The organism is Candidatus Koribacter versatilis Ellin345 (assembly GCF_000014005.1).
GTDB lineage: Bacteria > Acidobacteriota > Terriglobia > Terriglobales > Acidobacteriaceae > Korobacter > Korobacter versatilis_A.
Genome location: NC_008009.1, coordinates 800,608 through 815,686 on the forward strand (window position 1 = coordinate 800,608; position 15,079 = coordinate 815,686).

13 protein-coding genes are annotated in these 15,079 nt (G+C 57.2%); 7 read left to right on the forward strand and 6 right to left on the reverse strand.

Translation table 11 applies throughout. From position 1 onward, the window contains the following. Positions 1-10 precede the first annotated feature (10 nt). Positions 11-2,497 (reverse strand): glycoside hydrolase family 31 protein, encoded by a 2,487-nt coding sequence (locus tag ACID345_RS03330; RefSeq protein ID WP_011521457.1) that lies wholly within the window; start codon positions 2,495-2,497, stop codon positions 11-13. Positions 2,498-2,524: 27 nt separating this feature from the next. Then, positions 2,525-3,469: an ROK family protein gene (locus ACID345_RS03335; protein ID WP_011521458.1), complete on the reverse strand. Its 945-nt coding sequence runs from the start codon at positions 3,467-3,469 to the stop codon at positions 2,525-2,527. 132 nt (positions 3,470-3,601) lie between these two features. On the opposite strand from ACID345_RS03335, the gene ACID345_RS03340 reads away from it, so the two are divergent. Beyond that, positions 3,602-4,165 (forward strand): glucose-6-phosphate isomerase, encoded by a 564-nt coding sequence (locus tag ACID345_RS03340; protein WP_228370730.1) that lies wholly within the window; start codon positions 3,602-3,604, stop codon positions 4,163-4,165. Between the two features lie 16 nt (positions 4,166-4,181). Next, complete coding sequence (locus tag ACID345_RS03345; protein WP_011521460.1) at positions 4,182-4,958, forward strand: glucose-6-phosphate isomerase family protein; 777 nt, start codon at positions 4,182-4,184, stop codon at positions 4,956-4,958. 1 nt (position 4,959) lies between these two features. Here the strand turns inward: ACID345_RS03345 and ACID345_RS03350 are convergent, their stop codons facing one another. Beyond that, positions 4,960-6,291: a sugar porter family MFS transporter gene (locus tag ACID345_RS03350; protein WP_011521461.1), complete on the reverse strand. Its 1,332-nt coding sequence runs from the start codon at positions 6,289-6,291 to the stop codon at positions 4,960-4,962. 128 nt (positions 6,292-6,419) lie between these two features. Between ACID345_RS03350 and ACID345_RS03355 the strand changes: the two genes are divergently transcribed. Beyond that, positions 6,420-8,669 carry a twin-arginine translocation signal domain-containing protein gene (locus ACID345_RS03355; protein WP_011521462.1) on the forward strand — a complete coding sequence of 750 codons (2,250 nt, stop codon included), beginning with the start codon at positions 6,420-6,422 and terminating at the stop codon, positions 8,667-8,669. Between the two features lie 6 nt (positions 8,670-8,675). Here ACID345_RS03355 and ACID345_RS03360 read toward each other — a convergent pair whose 3' ends face one another. Together ACID345_RS03360 and ACID345_RS03365 are read right to left on the reverse strand one after the other, a co-directional pair. Then, positions 8,676-9,530, reverse strand: a complete 855-nt coding sequence (locus ACID345_RS03360; RefSeq protein ID WP_011521463.1) for a DeoR/GlpR family DNA-binding transcription regulator — start codon at positions 9,528-9,530, stop codon at positions 8,676-8,678. A 108-nt stretch (positions 9,531-9,638) separates the two neighbouring features. After that, on the reverse strand, positions 9,639-10,226 hold the full coding sequence (locus tag ACID345_RS03365; protein ID WP_148210002.1) for a Crp/Fnr family transcriptional regulator: 588 nt from the start codon (positions 10,224-10,226) through the stop codon (positions 9,639-9,641). 442 nt (positions 10,227-10,668) lie between these two features. Here ACID345_RS03365 and ACID345_RS03370 point away from each other — a divergent pair, with 442 nt between their 5' ends. The 3 genes from ACID345_RS03370 (at position 10,669) to agaR (ending at position 13,094) form a co-directional block, all read left to right on the forward strand. Beyond that, complete coding sequence (locus ACID345_RS03370) at positions 10,669-10,884, forward strand: hypothetical protein (protein ID WP_041855398.1); 216 nt, start codon at positions 10,669-10,671, stop codon at positions 10,882-10,884. A 166-nt stretch (positions 10,885-11,050) separates the two neighbouring features. Further along, complete coding sequence (locus ACID345_RS03375) at positions 11,051-12,193, forward strand: amidohydrolase family protein (protein WP_011521465.1); 1,143 nt, start codon at positions 11,051-11,053, stop codon at positions 12,191-12,193. A 34-nt stretch (positions 12,194-12,227) separates the two neighbouring features. Then, positions 12,228-13,094 (forward strand): transcriptional repressor AgaR, encoded by an 867-nt coding sequence (gene agaR, locus ACID345_RS03380; protein WP_011521466.1) that lies wholly within the window; start codon positions 12,228-12,230, stop codon positions 13,092-13,094. A gap of 12 nt (positions 13,095-13,106) precedes the next feature. Here the strand turns inward: agaR and ACID345_RS03385 are convergent, their stop codons facing one another. After that, positions 13,107-14,018, reverse strand: coding sequence for a carbohydrate kinase family protein (locus tag ACID345_RS03385; protein ID WP_011521467.1), 912 nt, complete (start codon positions 14,016-14,018; stop codon positions 13,107-13,109). Positions 14,019-14,096: 78 nt separating this feature from the next. Between ACID345_RS03385 and ACID345_RS03390 the strand changes: the two genes are divergently transcribed. Then, positions 14,097-15,041, forward strand: a complete 945-nt coding sequence (locus ACID345_RS03390) for a 1-phosphofructokinase family hexose kinase (protein ID WP_011521468.1) — start codon at positions 14,097-14,099, stop codon at positions 15,039-15,041. Positions 15,042-15,079 lie beyond the last annotated feature (38 nt).

Below are 15,079 nucleotides of genomic sequence, written 5' to 3' on the forward strand. Positions count from 1 at the left end.
GGCTTTCGAATCAGCGCGAAATCGCGACGCTGGCGGCGGCTTCCTGGTCAGGAAACTTGATCCAAACCGTGTGCGAGTCCGAATCATACAGCCAGCCATTCTGCACTTCCTGCAACTTCTTCACGGATTCCTGCTGCGAAAGCCTCGAGGTTCCGAGTGACACCCCGCTCGGCGGTGCAGCCTGGAGATGCACTCGCAGCACGAGAGATCTCTTCGGCGGACGGAAGCTTCCCTCAGGAGCGGACAACGTGACGTTCACCCCTGCGGTCGTTGCCTCCGCGGTGATCGTCTGTACGTAGTAGGCGCCTTTCTGATACCCAAAGCTGATGCCGTCGTCGTCGTAATACTGGCGCGAAGAAGACGAATCTGGATAGATGTCGAGCGTGAGCGGATCGATCGGGAACTGATCGGTATGCTGCATGTCCTGCTGGCTTGGAAGGATTGCTCCACCGCGAACGAAGAGTGGCAAGCGATCGAGCGGCGCATTTACAGTGATCATCTGCGGACCCACATACTTGTGGTCGGTCCAGTAGTCGTACCAAGTCCCTTTCGGCAGGTAAACCCCACGGGATTCGTCGTAGTCTTTCACGATCGGGGCAACGAGCAGATCGTTGCCGAAGAGATATTCGTCATTGGTTCCTATCGCCCACGGATCATCCGGATATTCGAGCAGCAGCGGGCGCATGATTGGCTGACCGGTGGTCGCGGCTTCCCAGAACGTCGTATAGATGTACGGCATCAACCGGTAGCGCAGCTTGATCGACTCGCGATTGATCGCCTCCATGCGATTGCCGAAGCCCCACGGTTCAAGATTTCCCGGACCAAGCGAATGTGTCCAGACAAACGGAGTCAGTACTCCGGTCTGCATCCACCGCGTGTAGAGTTCGGGGCTCGGAACCGGCATGATTCCACCGATGTCGGCGCCCACGAACTGCAATCCGGAAAGGCCCATGCCGTTGAGCATTGGCATGCTAAGACGAAGATGGTCCCAGGTGCCGAAATTGTCTCCGCTCCATTGGGCTGCATAGCGCTGGCCGCCGGCGAACGTTGCACGAGTAATGATGAACGGGCGTTCGTTCGGCCGCGCCCGCAACATGCCATCCCGTGTAGCGAGCGTCTCCAACATCCCATAGACGTTGTGGATTTCGGCGTGGGTGCGAGGCCCCATCTCCGTGTGGTGAACCATGTCCATGTCGAATGTGGTTGTCGGGCCATTCGTGCCGATCACGGCGGGCTCATTCATGTCGGTGAGAATTCCGGCCACGCCCTGGTCAATTTGTTCCTTATAAAGACCCGCCCACCAGTCACGGACCTTGGATGAAGCGAAGTCCGGATACGCGCTCTGACCACCCCAGCCCTTGCCGGTGAAGACCGTGCCATCGGGCTTCTTCACGAAGTAATTGTTTTCCAGCCCCTGTTTGTAAACCCAATAGTTGGGATCGACTTTCACCATCGGATCCACGATCGCGATGATGTGAAATCCCTGCTGCCGCAGGTCGGTCATCATGCGTTTGGGATCGGGGAAGCGCGACTTGTCCCAGGTGAAGACGCGAAAACCGTCCATAAAGTCGATGTCGAGGAAAATCCCGTCGCAGGGAATGTCGCGTTCGCGGAAATTCTCGGCGATAAAACGAACTTTGGTTTCCGGGTAGTAGCTGTAACGACTTTGGATGTAGCCCAGAGACCAGCGTGGCGGCATCGGAACGCGGCCGACTAGCTCGGTGAATCGGCTTACGATTTGCTTCGGCGTCGGACCCGCGAAGAAGTAATAATTCAGTTCTCCGTTCTCTGCGCCGAACGAGTAAACGTCGGGGATTTCCGATCCCATGTCGAACGAGCTTCGCCACGTGTTATCCAGAAAGGTGCCGTACGCGCGACCCTGTCGTAGCGCGACGAAGAACGGCACGGATTGATACAGGGGTTCCGTTGTGCCATCGAATCCCTCAGGGTCCTTGTTCCACATCACGAGCGAACGGCCTCGCTTGTCGAGAGGCGTACTCTTCTCTCCGAACCCGAAGTAGTGCTCGTCCGTTGGCTGGTCTTTCCATACTCGGACACGATGTCCATCCCAACTCATTCCCTGGTCGTCGGCGTCCTTCGAGATGAGTCTGCCTTTCGCGTCGTAGAACGCAAGCCGGAACGGCGCCAGCTGAACTCGTACTTCCAATTGTTCGGTGCGGATGCTTTCAACGTTCTCTTTCGAAGAGAAGTCCACCTTGACCGCGGGCCAGTCGGTCTTTACTACAGCGTACGAATGATCGGGGGGAAGAGAGGTTCCAGCCACGGCCCGCACGCGCACGATGTCCGGAGCGAGCACGGTAATTGCCACCGTTGTCCGCGCGTTGACAAAGGTGAATTCATTTGCCTGTCTGCCCCTGGGCTTGAGATCTCCAATGGATTGCCAATCCGCAAACGTTGCACTCAGCGCCAGCAACACGAAGCAGGCCACGCGAAAGATAAACGTTCGGCAGGTACGCGGCCGGTATTCGTATGACATGTGAGCCCTCATGAGGAATTGGAGCGGTTACACGTTGCCTGTGAGCAACGGTTCGGCGCCAAACAATCCAGCGTGATTGCCGAGTTCCGCGGCGACGATCTTTACTTTGCCCCACGGAGTCCAGGCGTGCTCGTTCACGAACTGCTGAATGTGCGGCAGGATGACGTTGGCGCTGCGCATCACGCCGCCACCAATCACAATGAGCTCGGGATCGTAAGCGTGAATCAGGCCGACCGCGGCGGTTGCCCAAACTTGCAGACAGTATTCCCGGATCTCCAGTGCGACGCGATCACCAGCTTTTGCGAGTTCGAACAGAGCGCGGAAATCGATCTTCTCTCGCTGCGCTAGAGCGCTGTGCTCGAAGCCTTTCCATTCCTTTGCCATGATCGGCAGCGCCCATCCAGAGGCTTCCGCTTCGCTGCATCCAACAGCGCCACACGTGCACAGGCGTCCACCCACCTTTGCGGGAAGATGTCCTCCGAGACATCCGGCTTGCGCGTGCTTTCCACGCAACAGCTTGCCTTCAATCAGCGCCGCTCCACCAATGCCGGTGCCGAGAGTGATCATTACGACATTGTCGTAGCCGTGCGCGGCGCCCGCGTGGCGTTCGCCGAGCAGGGCCATGCGCGCGTCGTTCTCAATCGCGAAGCGCAGTCCGAGTTCGCGCATACTCCACTCGTTGAAGTCGATTCCCGGCGCGTCTTCATATTTCTTGTTGGTAGAGATCACGCGCCCGATGCGCCCGTCGGCCAATCCGCAGAACCCAAGCGCGAGCCCAAGACAATCCTTAGCCGGAATCTGCAATTCCCGTAAAAGCTCGCGCACCGCGTTTGCGAAAATGTCGAGCACCGGGCGGAGGTCTTGGGCGTGATCGAGTTCGATCTCGCGGCTCGCCAATAGCTTGGCACCCTGCACCACGGCTACCGCGGCGTGCGAGCCTCCTAAATCAATCGAGACAACACATCTGTCCATCGCCTTACCTTAGCGGCCTTGGGATTCAAACAAACGCAATAGAAACAGGATAATATCCTGTTATAGCTATAAACGAACACAATTTTGTTCTTTTTGGTTGATTTAGGAAGAATCCGCGCGTACTCTATCGACGTGAATCCAGCCATCATTGCCAACGTGGACTGGAGTTCGGGTGCCTTGCAGGTGCCGGGCTTACGGTCTTCTGAGAAGAAACTCGGACAACTTAGTGGAATCTTCCGCGACGCGCAAGCGTTCCGGGGAATGGATCCGGATACGATTGTTTATCGCGTCTGGTGGTGGGAGCCCGTGCCCGGAGGTACCGAAGGTGGATTGTTCTGGGGTCTCACCGAAATCCAGCCCGGTTCCGTCGGCGATGAGTATTACATGACGCACGGCCATCGCCATGCCGTTCTCGATCGCGCCGAGTTTTACGGAACGACAGTTGGCGAAGGCATGCTGGTGTTGCGAGATGAGTCGGGACGTTCGTGGTTTGAAGCGATGAAGCCGGGAAGTCTGCATTACATTTCCGGTCGCGTGGCGCATCGAGTGGTGAATACGGGCGATGTTCCGTTGCGTTTCGTGGCATGCTGGCCGAGCGATGCGGGGCACGACTACCAGATCGCCGGTGGAAAAGGTTTCGGCGCGCGTGTGCTGCGGCAGAACGGCAAACCTTCATTCACCCTCACCGAAGAGTAGCGGACCATAACCGGAAATGAACTTCGATCCAAAGCTTGGAGTGCATTGCTCGAGCGACATGCACTTTTCGTATGACGATGGCGTATTTGGCCCAGCGCCCGAGTTTCGCCAGCTGAATGCCATTCGTCGCAGTCTGCGCGATCCGAATTGCAAGGGCCCCGACCCGGTTTATTCCATCGTGATGGATGTCGGTCGTGAATCCGACCGCGCAGAGATGCAGCGGCGCATGATTTTGTACGGTGTCGTGGCGTATGCGGCCGGACGGCTAGGTGACGAACCGGTGCGCAGCCAAGGCCACATCCACGCAATCGCGCCGCACTGTGGATGGTCGACTCCGGAGTTGTTCGAGATTTGGGAAGGCCTCGCGATCATCTACGCCCAGGAGCGTGCAACAGACGATCCTGGCCGCTGCTTCGCGGTTGTAGCCAATCCCGGAGATAAAGTCGTTGTGCCACCGTCGTGGGCACATTGTGTGATTAACGCTGATCCGAATCGTCGTATGGTCTTTGGCGCATGGTGCGATCGGCAGTACGGTTTTGTCTACGACGAAGTGCGTGCGCACGGCGGGCTAGCTTGGTTTCCGGTGTTCGATGCAGAGCAGAACATCCTCTGGGAAGCCAACCCCAGGTATCGTCGCTCTGAAATTACGGTGCGCGAACCGCGGGCTTATCCGGAGTTGGGAATCACTCCCGGGACACCGATGTACCAGCAGTTCGTCGCCGATCCCGAGAGCCTGCAATGGGTCTCGCAGCCAGCGCGCGTCGAGAAAACCTGGGACCACTTCGAACCGTAGCTTATTCGACTACGCCCAACTTCTGTTCCAACTGCTCAAGAGATACGCCACTCGTCTCCGGGTAGATCATCGCGATAATCAGCACGTCAATGAACATCATTGCCGCGAAGAAGAAGAACGGCGTAGCGCTCGATTTCGCGGCGAGCACCGGGAACATCCACGAGATCAGCGCGTTGGTGATCCACAAGGTTGAAGTGCCAAGCGCTTGGCCTTGGGCTCGAACACGTGTGGGAAAGACCTCGCTGATGTAAACCCAAATCACCGCGCCTTGCGAGATGGCGAAGAAGCCCATGAAGCCGATGAGCAGCCAGATCAGCGAGCCGCCATGGCCTCCGCTGTGGAAAATCTGTCCGATGATCGCAAGGAAGATGCACACACCTGTTGTGCCGACCAGCAGAAGTTTCTTTCGCCCGAGTTTGTCGATCATCGTCATCGCGACCAGAGTAAAGAACAGATTGGTGCAGCCGATGAGTACCGACTGCATACCGGCGGAATACTTGCTTGCTCCAGCGGCGGCAAAGATATCGTTCAGGTAGTAAAGGCAGGCATTGATGCCGGTTAGCTGATTAAACGCGCCAGCGCTAACGGCGAGAAAGATTGGCAAGAGGTACTTGCGCTGCAAGAGCGACTCGCTTTTAGTGGAGCGCTCAAGATGGATGGAACGCACGATCCCGTTAAGCTCTTCCTCCGGATTGTCAGTCCCGGTAAGACGCATAACCCGAAGTGCTTCGGCGGTGCGTCCTTTCATCGCTAACCACCGCGGGCTGCGCGGAATGAAGAACAACATTACGAAGAAAAGAACCGCCGGCGCCGCGGCGATACCCAACATCCATCGCCATTCCATCGCGCCGAAGTTCATCCTGCCGATCACGAAGTTCGAGAGATACGCAACGAGTATGCCGATAACGATGTTTACCTGGAAGAATCCGACCAAGCGTCCACGCCACTTCGGCGGGGAAAGCTCTGCAATGTACATCGGCGCCAGCACCGACGATCCGCCAATACCTAGCCCGCCGATCACGCGGAAAACGAGCAGCGAACTCCAATTCCAGGCGAGCGCGCAGCCCAAGGCTGACAACATATAGAAAATGGCCATGATGCGAAGGCTGTCGCGCCGACCGATGCGCTGCCCTGGGTATCCAGCAGTGATCGCTCCCAAAACGGTTCCCAACAGAGCGCTGGAGACGGTAATTCCCAGCGCATTGGGGGTGAGCTTGAATACCTCAGTCAGTTGATGAGTGGTACCCGCGATGACTGCCGTATCGAATCCAAAGAGCAAACCACCAAGCGCGCTGACGAATGTGCTCTTTACCACGTGGCGGTTAATGGCCATGCTGCCTCGTCGCTTTCTTTATTGAACGAATCGTATCTAAAAGAACATAAAACGTCTATTAAATAGAACAAAGCGATGCTATAAAGTTGCTTTATTGCCGAATACCGTCTTTTGCTCGGGAGTCCCCTATGCCTTCTTCTGATCATGACGTCAGCCGTCGCACATTTCTAAAGTTCGGGGCCGCTGGAACGACCTTGGCCGCTCTTACTCCCACAGCGGTCGCGAATCCCGGGTTCTTCGGCACCGATCCAATCGTCAAAAAAAGGCTGACGTGCCCGCCATCGCTTGCCGACATGGCCTCCGATCCGCAGCGCTATCAATTCCGAGATCTTTTCAATTCACCGGCGGCGATGAACGAGTTTGGGTACGCGCAGGTTGGCAAGTCGGTCTCGGCAATCACCGCGATCTCATTTCCTCCGTACGCATGCTGCGCTCCGCCGTCGATGCCCTGGAGCCCCGGCTATCTTCTCACTTGCGAACTGTTCCTCGACGGCCGGTTTGCCGCGATTGCTCCGGAGCCGGAAGGCGTCGTGGAGTACCAATGGTTCCCGCATTGCGTGTTTCGCAACCAGACCATGGGGGGACTCCAAATCTCAACCCGTATGTTCCTGCCCAGCAAGCAACGTGCGGTGATGCAAACGATCACGGTAAAAAACGCCAGCAGTGGCCGCAGAACGTTCACGCTTGGTTTCGACATGCGTGGTGCGGTCGCAAAGCAGACGACGCCATGGTTCGTGAATTCTCCCGGCGAAGCCGACAACAAGATCACATATGACGCGCGACGCGGCTGCCTCATCTTCGAAGCGCAGCACTCACAGATCGTCGGTGTGCAGGGTTTTCATACCTCTCCCGACCGGGTCGAGCAGAAGCGAATGCTGCTTTTTGACCTCGAGCTTGGTTCCAGGGAATCAAAATCTCTGAATTTTACGGTCGCGCTTGCGGGCGACGCTTCGAGCGCGGTGGAACTCTATGACAAGTTGCAGGCTAACTTCGCAGGGATCGAGAAGGAGAGTGAAGCGACCTTCGACCATCTGGTGGGTTCGGCGTTCACACCCGGCAATTCCGAATTCAGCGGAAACCTGCCGCGCCTTGTCACCGACAACGAAGCTCTCTGGAAGCTGTACCATAACGGTTTCGCCAACCTACTGTTTGCAAGGCGCGTATCGCCCGATTCCGTGTACGGTCCAACCTATCTCACGCTCAGTGGACACGTGCTGCCGACCCTGAGTTTTCCGTGGGACACTTCGCTCACCTCTCTTGCACTAGCATTGCTGGACCCGACGCCTCTGCGCACGCTTGTCGAGGCATGGCTGAAACTCGGTTTGCACGACCATCACTCCAGCGACTACATCAGCGGGCAAGGTGCAGGGCCGTGGTATGCGGTGAACGATACCGCCATCGTTCGCTGCGCTTGGCGATACATCTGCGTTACCGGCGATTTCGCGTGGCTCGACAAGAAAATTGGCGCTCACTCTGTACTCGAAGGCCTCGAAGAGCACGCACTCTACTGGAAGAAGCTCGACCCTGCTGGTCACGGACTCGGAGATTACGGCACGATTGAGAATCTTCTGGAAGTTGTGAGCACGTATCTCCACGAAGTTGCCGGTATGAACGCGAACAATGTACACAGCATGCGGGTTGTCGCAGCAATGCACGAGCATCGTGGAAATCAGGTGCGCGCACAACAACTACGGGCGGAAGCGAAGTCGCTGGCCGAGCGCATCATCCATGACCTTTACGTCGCCGGAAAAGGGTATTGGCGCTGTCGCCAGCCAGATGGCTCGTTCAACGAAGTCCGTCACTGCTACGACTTCCTTGCTGTCCTCGACAATATGGCCGAGGACCTATCGCCCGCTCAGAAGCAAGAGATGGCCGCATTCTTCTGGAGGGAGTTGCGCAGCGAAACCTGGATGCGCGCATTGTCTCAAAGCGACGCCGACGCCACTTGGAACATCCGTCCCGACCATAGCTGCCTCGGTGCGTACGGCGCGTGGCCGGCTATGAGTGCGAAAGGTTTGTACAAGGCCGGCAGCTCACCGAAATTGTCGGCGTGGCTGAAGCAGGTCGCAAAGGCAGGGAATCAAGGCCCGATCGGGCAAGGCCATTTCATCGAAGACGTTTTTCCGCCCGTGAATGGCGGCGCGAGAAAAGCTTCGGAAGATGCGCCATACATCGAAGATTGGTGCTGCATTGCGGCGGGTTCGTTTACCGAACTTGTAATCGATTCGATCTTCGGAGCGGAGCTGACGATGAAAGATGGTATCCGAGTGAACTCGCGTCTAGAGGATTTCGATCCCAATGCGCGGCTCGAAGGCCTGCGTTATCAAGGCTCGCTCTACAGCATCACGAAGAATGGGGCGCAAAAACAAACCGGATAAAGCTCGTCAAACGCGCATTACTTCGATGCCGAGTTTCTGGAACGGTTCGATTGCCTCGTCAGTTGCCTTCGTATCGGTAATCAGGATGTTCAGCTCGTTTGCGTGGCAGATCCGCCAGTTTGCGACCACCCCAAGCTTTTCGCTGTCCACGACAGCCACGCGTCTGCGCGCGAGTTTCATCATCGTCGAGTTCAGTTCTGCCTCATCTGCAATGAAGCAACTCGCGCCCCACGTCGCGTCCATGCCATCCGCGCCGATGAACATGGTGTTAATCAGCATGTTTTCCAGCGCCTTGAGCGCGGCCGAGCCAACCAGCGAGAACCAGTCGCCGTGCAAGTGACCACCGGTAACGAAGACATAAACGTCTTTTCGTTTCGACAACTCCATCGCCACGTTGACGGTGTTCGTCACAACGGTGATGTTGTAGTTCATCGGCAGGCCGCGGATGACCTCGGTGGTCGTGGTTCCGGGCGTGAGCGCAATCGTCTCCCCAGGGGTGATTAATGCGGCCGCGGCGCGCCCGATGCGCCGTTTCTCATCTGCTGCGCGTTCCACCTGTGCCAGGAAGGACTGATCGCGCCGGAACGGTTCGTAAAACAGCGGCTCGATCGAGACCGCTCCGCCATGGGTCCGACGGAGCAAGCCCTTCTGCTCGAGCGCGTCGAGATCGCGACGAATGGTCACTACCGAGACGTCGAGTTGCTCGCTCAGCGTGTCAACCGACACTCGGCCGGTCTGCTGCAGCGCGGTGAGAATTGTCGTAAACCGCACCTGCTGCTTGTCTTGCGTGCCCGGTATCTCTGGGTGGTTGGGAACATTCAATGAGCTCCCGGAACCTTGCCGGGAGTTCGGATTCGACATGTTCTCCTCCGTTCCTGAAAGGAAACTAATAACACAACCGAAGGTTTCGTTTCAGAGAAAAACGAAAGTTGGAGCTTAATCCGCCGCTCGGGCTTAATCGCTGATGTTTCAACCGAGCAGCTGCAATTGTTCCGGCGATTGTACGATGAGTTTCCCGCGCGTCTTCTTCAAGATCCCCCGCCGTTGCCACTCACTTACGAACCGGCTGCTGGTGAATCGGCTCACGTCCGCCATCTCGGACAATTGTTCGTTGGTGAGGTCCAGTTCGATCCCGTTCGGTGCGGAGCGCCCAATCGTTTGCGCGCTTTCGGCGATGATTCGAGCCAGCCTCTGTTGCGCCGTCTCCGAAATCCTCGACATCAAGAGGTCCGCAAGCAGCGACAGGTATCCGTTGGCGACCGAGCAGACGTTCTCTCGCAACTTCGGAAATCTATCTAGCAATGGTTGGATCGCGTCTCGGTTCCACACCATGACGGACGCTTCCGACCCCGCGGTCACCGTGGTGAGAAATGGATGCGATTGCGGCTGGAGGGCGGCGAGACCGAACACATCGCCAGGCGATATCCAGCGCAGGAAGACGCGTTTGCCGCCAGGCGCGGCCTTCGAGAGGTCGGCGAACCCTGACACCAACATCGAGAAGTGCGATCCAGGCTCGTCCTCATGCTGTAAGACCTCATTACGCGACACGATTCGCATCCGCGCCTTCGCGAGGATCGCGCGCAAGTCAGCCCGAGAGAGTTCTTCAAAGAGCCGGGAATAGAAATCCGACGGAAGATTGAGTGATTGTTTCTGAAAGACAGTCGACAAACGTACAGCCTCGCTTGCGTCGCCGGAGTGGAAAGACGACAAATGTCGGAATTCGAGCAGCTATGCGGGAGGACCGAGCGTGAGCAGGTTGCGATTCCTTCAACCGCAAAAAGCTTCGTAAAGCATTACAGAACCGAAATCATTTGTCGTTGCTCGCAAGCAAGCGAAACCTTGCTGTAGCGCAAGTAGCACCAAACTCGGCATCTCATTGTCCCCGGGACATTTGCAGGGATGGTACTGCTCGAACGTTCGCCAGTGTGCGGAGCGAAAACGGCTAGAGGATGTAGAATCTTTGTGTTGTACGACTCTTAATATTGCTGGGGACAACGATTTGGAAATCAATGCGATTCTGTCTCAACTGAAAGAGGAGCGTGATCGCCTGAATACGGCTATTGGCGCTCTCGAAGTCGTGGGTACCGGGGCCCCGCGAAAAACGGGCAAGCGCAAGCGCGTAATGAGCGCAGAAGCTCGCGCGAAGATTGCTGCTGCTGCTCGCAAGCGTTGGGCAGCCGCGAAGAAAAAAGGTAAGACCACGCTCGCGGCGTAAGTAGTTGGGCCAAGCTTTGATTTAAGCGGCATCCTCCCCGGATGCCGTTTGCCTTTTTGACGTAAGCCGTATCGAACGGCGGATTGGATGACCCGGTCAGGTTGTCACAAGCTTGCGAAAGGTGTATTGTGCGCTTGCGAAAGCTTTCATAAGAGAGGGTTCTCCAATGAAGCGATGGGTCGGAATGGTTTTAGTGACGGTGTTGAGCGGATATCTGACAGCACAGGACATCGGTTATAAAGCAGCGCCAGACGCGGCGGAGCGCGAGACGCTTCTCCTTCGCGACTTCCATCCCAAATCTATGCTGCACGCCCAGGAACATCCAGTGCTGCGTGCGAAGTTCCCGGTATTCGACGTCCACCAGCATGTGAACGATGCGGCGCGGATCGAGGAACATATGGATCCTAAGGAACTCGTGGCCCGTATGGACAAGCTCAACATCAAGTCCATCGTGATCCTCACCGGCATGTGGGGCGACAAACTCCAGCACGTGATTGATGAAATGGTGAAGCCCTATCCCGGTCGTTTCCTCGTTTTCACTCAAATTGACTGGAGCAAGATCGACGATCCAAATTTCTCCGAGGAAATGGTCGCGCAGATTGATGACGGCGTCCGCCGCGGAGCGCGAGGCCTCAAGGTCCTCAAAGATCTAGGCCTCGGTGTAAAGGACAAGACCGGAAAGTTCGTCACGGTCGATGATCCGCGGCTTGATCCCGTGTGGGAAGAGTGCGGCAAACTCGGCATCCCGGTGTTTATCCACGTCACCGATCCGGAAGCATTCTTCTATCCCGTCGATGGGCAGAACGAACGCTACGAAGAATTGATTAACCATCCGGACTGGAGCTTCGCGGGGCCGAAATTCCCGAAGAAGATTGATATCCTCGAGGCCCGGAACCGTGCGTTCGCGAAGCATCCCAACACGAGGTTCGTCGCGCTGCACATGGGGAACTGGCCGGAGAACCTCGATTATGTCGGCCAAGTACTCGACAAATATCCGAATTCCATGGTCGAGTTCGGAGCGCGTGAAGCAGAGCTTGGACGCGAACCTCGACGCGCCCGCGAGTTTTTTCTGAAGTACCAGGACCGCATCATGTTCGGCACCGATGTCGGCCCGGAAGAAGCGATGTACCAGAACTACTTCCGCTGGCTCGAAACTGCCGACGAATACTTCGATTATTGGGATGCGCCCGGGCAAGGCCGCTGGAAGATCTATGGTATGGCTTTGCCGGATGATGTCCTCGAGAAGGTGTATCACCTGAACGCCGACAAGCTTTTCGCGAACTCACCAAAGCAGTCCCCTACACACTAGGTGGTACAGCTTCTACTCTGCTCAGTGGGTTAGAATGATGGCCGCGACGCGGGATGCCCTCCGCGTCGCCTATTCACGACAGGACATCGAACCGATGGCGAATGCTGACAGCGCACAACAGGGGAATGGCGCCGACTCGCTGATGAGCGAGGAGCGGCGTATGCAGATCCTCCAGATCGTGCGCGAGCGCGGCCGCGTGCGCGTGCACGAATTGAGTGAACGTTTCAGCACCTCGGCTGTCACTATCCGCAACGATCTCAACGAACTCCACCGTCGTGGGCTTCTGCTCCGCTCGCGTGGCGGCGCAGTGCACTATGAGACAGCGAACTTCGAATCGTCCCTGACGGAACGCCTTCAGACGCGCGCCTCGGAAAAGCGTCGGATCGGCGCAGCTGCGGCGGCGATGGTCAACGATGGCGAGACCATCATTCTTGATTCCGGCACCACCACCCAGGAGATCGCCCGCCACCTGAAAGGGAAGAAGGGGCTGCAGGTCATCACCAACGGCGTGAACGTCGCGATGGAATTGCTCGGCGTACAAGGAATTCAGTTGGTGATCGTCGGTGGAATTCTGCGTGCCGACTCCGTGTCAGTTGTCGGTGGCTTCGCCGAGAATATGCTGCAACATCTCGCCGCGGACAGGTTGTTTCTTGGCGCAGCGGCATGCGATCCGGAGTTCGGGCCCAGCACCCCAAACCTCGAGGAATCGCTGGTCAATCAGGCAATGGTAAAGATCGCCCGCGAAGTCGTCCTCGTCGTGGATTCCACCAAGTTCACGAAGCGGAGCATGTCGCGCATCACCGCGTTCTCGGGAATTCACAAGGTGATTACGGACAGGGGCATCGCGCCGGAAATCGAAGAACGGCTGAAGACTTCTGGCTGCGAAGTGGTCTTGGTTTAGGCAGCAAGCGAACTAGCCGAGAAATTCCTTCCTGCGTTTCTCATCTCTGAATGCTTCGACCCCTCCCGCAGCGGTTGTAGAATACGCGGCGGTGCGATTGCCGAATTTCAGGCAATCCTGAAGATGGGCACCTCTCAGAAACTGGTGTAGGAAGCCGCTGTCGAAGCTGTCGCCTGCTCCAACCGTGTCAACCACCGTCACCTTCTCACCGGCGGCCCGAATTTCTTCCTTCCCTTTGCGTAACAACGCGCCATCCGCCCCGAGTTTTACCACCAGCATCGGAACGCGCTCGGCGAGGCGGTTGATCGCTTCACTGACGTCGTTCGTCTGAGCGATCCGGCATGCCTCCTGCCGGTTTGGCAGGAAAATATCTACGTGCGGAAATATTTCGTCAAGCAGCAGCCAGGTGTCGTCGGGATCGTCATTTGTGTCGAGAGAGGTAGTCAGGCCAGCGGCCTTCATCTCGCGAAACAACCGGCCCGCATCCGGCAGCAGTCCGCGATGCAAGTAGAGCGATGACATGTGGAAGTGTGACGCGGACTTGAGAAACGGCAGGTCCAGATGGTCATACTTGAGTTCGAACATCGTTCCCGGAAACGTGAGGATGTGGCGATCACGGTCGTGCGGCAACAGTAGCGTCACGCCCGTCGTAGTTTGGCTTGAGATTAAGTGCGAGAGGTCAACGCCGGCCGAGCGCAGATACTCGAGCGCGATCTGACCCATCGGGTCCGGGCCAACGCACGTAGTGAATCCGACGCGGGTACCGAGGGTGGAGAGGTTATGCGCGAGAATTGCGGAAGAACTGCCGAGGGTCTGGCGAAAATTGGTGGCGAGCAGCTCGCGTTCGAGCGGCATCTCTTGCGGAAGGCCGTAAAGAATAAGATCGAGATTAATTTCACCGACAACTGCGATATCGAGTGCCATGCTTTCCTTTGGCGGAATGAAAGTTCGACCAGAGTATACTGGCGCTGACTTTCATTGTCTTTTGCTCTCTTCCGCACGATGCCAGAACGCTCAAAGCTCCTGTGTGTGAGTCTGAACCCGGCTGTCGACCGTCGGATCATCGTGCCTTCGCTCCGGGTAGGCGAGGTGAACCGCGCAACGAGCGCAGATCCGCAAGCTGGCGGAAAAGCTGCGCATGTCGCATTCGCGGCGGTTTCGTTGGGTGCAGAAGTGCGCTGGCTTGCATTTCTTGGCGGTCCCGACGGCGAGAGTTGCCGTCGTGGAGTCGAAGCCAGGGGCGCGGTGCCGGTGGTAGTTGAAACCGCAGGACGGACGCGCAGTACCCTGGAGTTGATCGACGAAAGCACTGGCGCCATCACGGAGGTTCTGGAACCGGGCCCGGAGATCCTGCCGGAAGAGCGGGACCGCATGTTGTTTTGCTTCGGAGAAGAGTTATCGAACGCGCCGGTGGTTGCGTTGTCGGGGAGCCTGCCGCGCGGTATCGAAAGTTCTATTTACTGCGATCTTATCGAGGCCGCAAAGCGAGAGGGTTGCACGGTGCTTCTCGATACCAGCGGCGCAGCGCTCGAATACTCTCTCAAAGCACAGCCGTCGCTGATCAAGCCAAATCGCCAGGAAGCTTCTGCGCTGCTTTGCCGCGAAATTCAAACTGCGGACGACGCCATCGGAGCCGCACAAGAGCTTCGCACGCGAGGCTCTGAGTCAGTCGTTCTGTCCTTGGGAGCGGCGGGAGCGGTGGTTGCCGATGCCGACGGCATTCTCCTCGGAACCGCTCCGAAGCTTGAGGTGATCTCTACGGTTGGTTCCGGCGATTCCTTTCTCGGTGGCTGGGCGGTTGGCGTGGCCGACGGACTGGATCGGGTCGAACGCCTGCGCCTGGCCATCGCCTGCGGAACCGCGAACTGCGTGGCAAACAATCCCGGCGTCCTCGACCGCAAACTTGTTGTAGAGCTCCTTCAACAGGTTGTGATCGAGCAACGGTGAGTTTCCTCCTCCCATTTGGAAACACCTTTCGTAGATTT

Excerpts from the sequence above, each read along its gene's own strand:
- ACID345_RS03330 (WP_011521457.1), bottom strand. The coding sequence starts at position 2,497 with ATGTCATACGAATACCGGCCGCGTACCTGCCGAACGTTTATCTTTCGC.
- ACID345_RS03335 (WP_011521458.1), bottom strand. The coding sequence starts at position 3,469 with ATGGACAGATGTGTTGTCTCGATTGATTTAGGAGGCTCGCACGCCGCG.
- ACID345_RS03345 (WP_011521460.1), top strand. The coding sequence starts at position 4,182 with ATGAACTTCGATCCAAAGCTTGGAGTGCATTGCTCGAGCGACATGCAC.
- ACID345_RS03350 (WP_011521461.1), bottom strand. The coding sequence starts at position 6,291 with ATGGCCATTAACCGCCACGTGGTAAAGAGCACATTCGTCAGCGCGCTT.
- ACID345_RS03355 (WP_011521462.1), top strand. The coding sequence starts at position 6,420 with ATGCCTTCTTCTGATCATGACGTCAGCCGTCGCACATTTCTAAAGTTC.
- ACID345_RS03360 (WP_011521463.1), bottom strand. The coding sequence starts at position 9,530 with ATGTCGAATCCGAACTCCCGGCAAGGTTCCGGGAGCTCATTGAATGTT.
- ACID345_RS03365 (WP_148210002.1), bottom strand. The coding sequence starts at position 10,226 with ATGCGAATCGTGTCGCGTAATGAGGTCTTACAGCATGAGGACGAGCCT.
- ACID345_RS03375 (WP_011521465.1), top strand. The coding sequence starts at position 11,051 with ATGAAGCGATGGGTCGGAATGGTTTTAGTGACGGTGTTGAGCGGATAT.
- agaR (WP_011521466.1), top strand. The coding sequence starts at position 12,228 with ATGATGGCCGCGACGCGGGATGCCCTCCGCGTCGCCTATTCACGACAG.
- ACID345_RS03385 (WP_011521467.1), bottom strand. The coding sequence starts at position 14,018 with ATGGCACTCGATATCGCAGTTGTCGGTGAAATTAATCTCGATCTTATT.
- ACID345_RS03390 (WP_011521468.1), top strand. The coding sequence starts at position 14,097 with ATGCCAGAACGCTCAAAGCTCCTGTGTGTGAGTCTGAACCCGGCTGTC.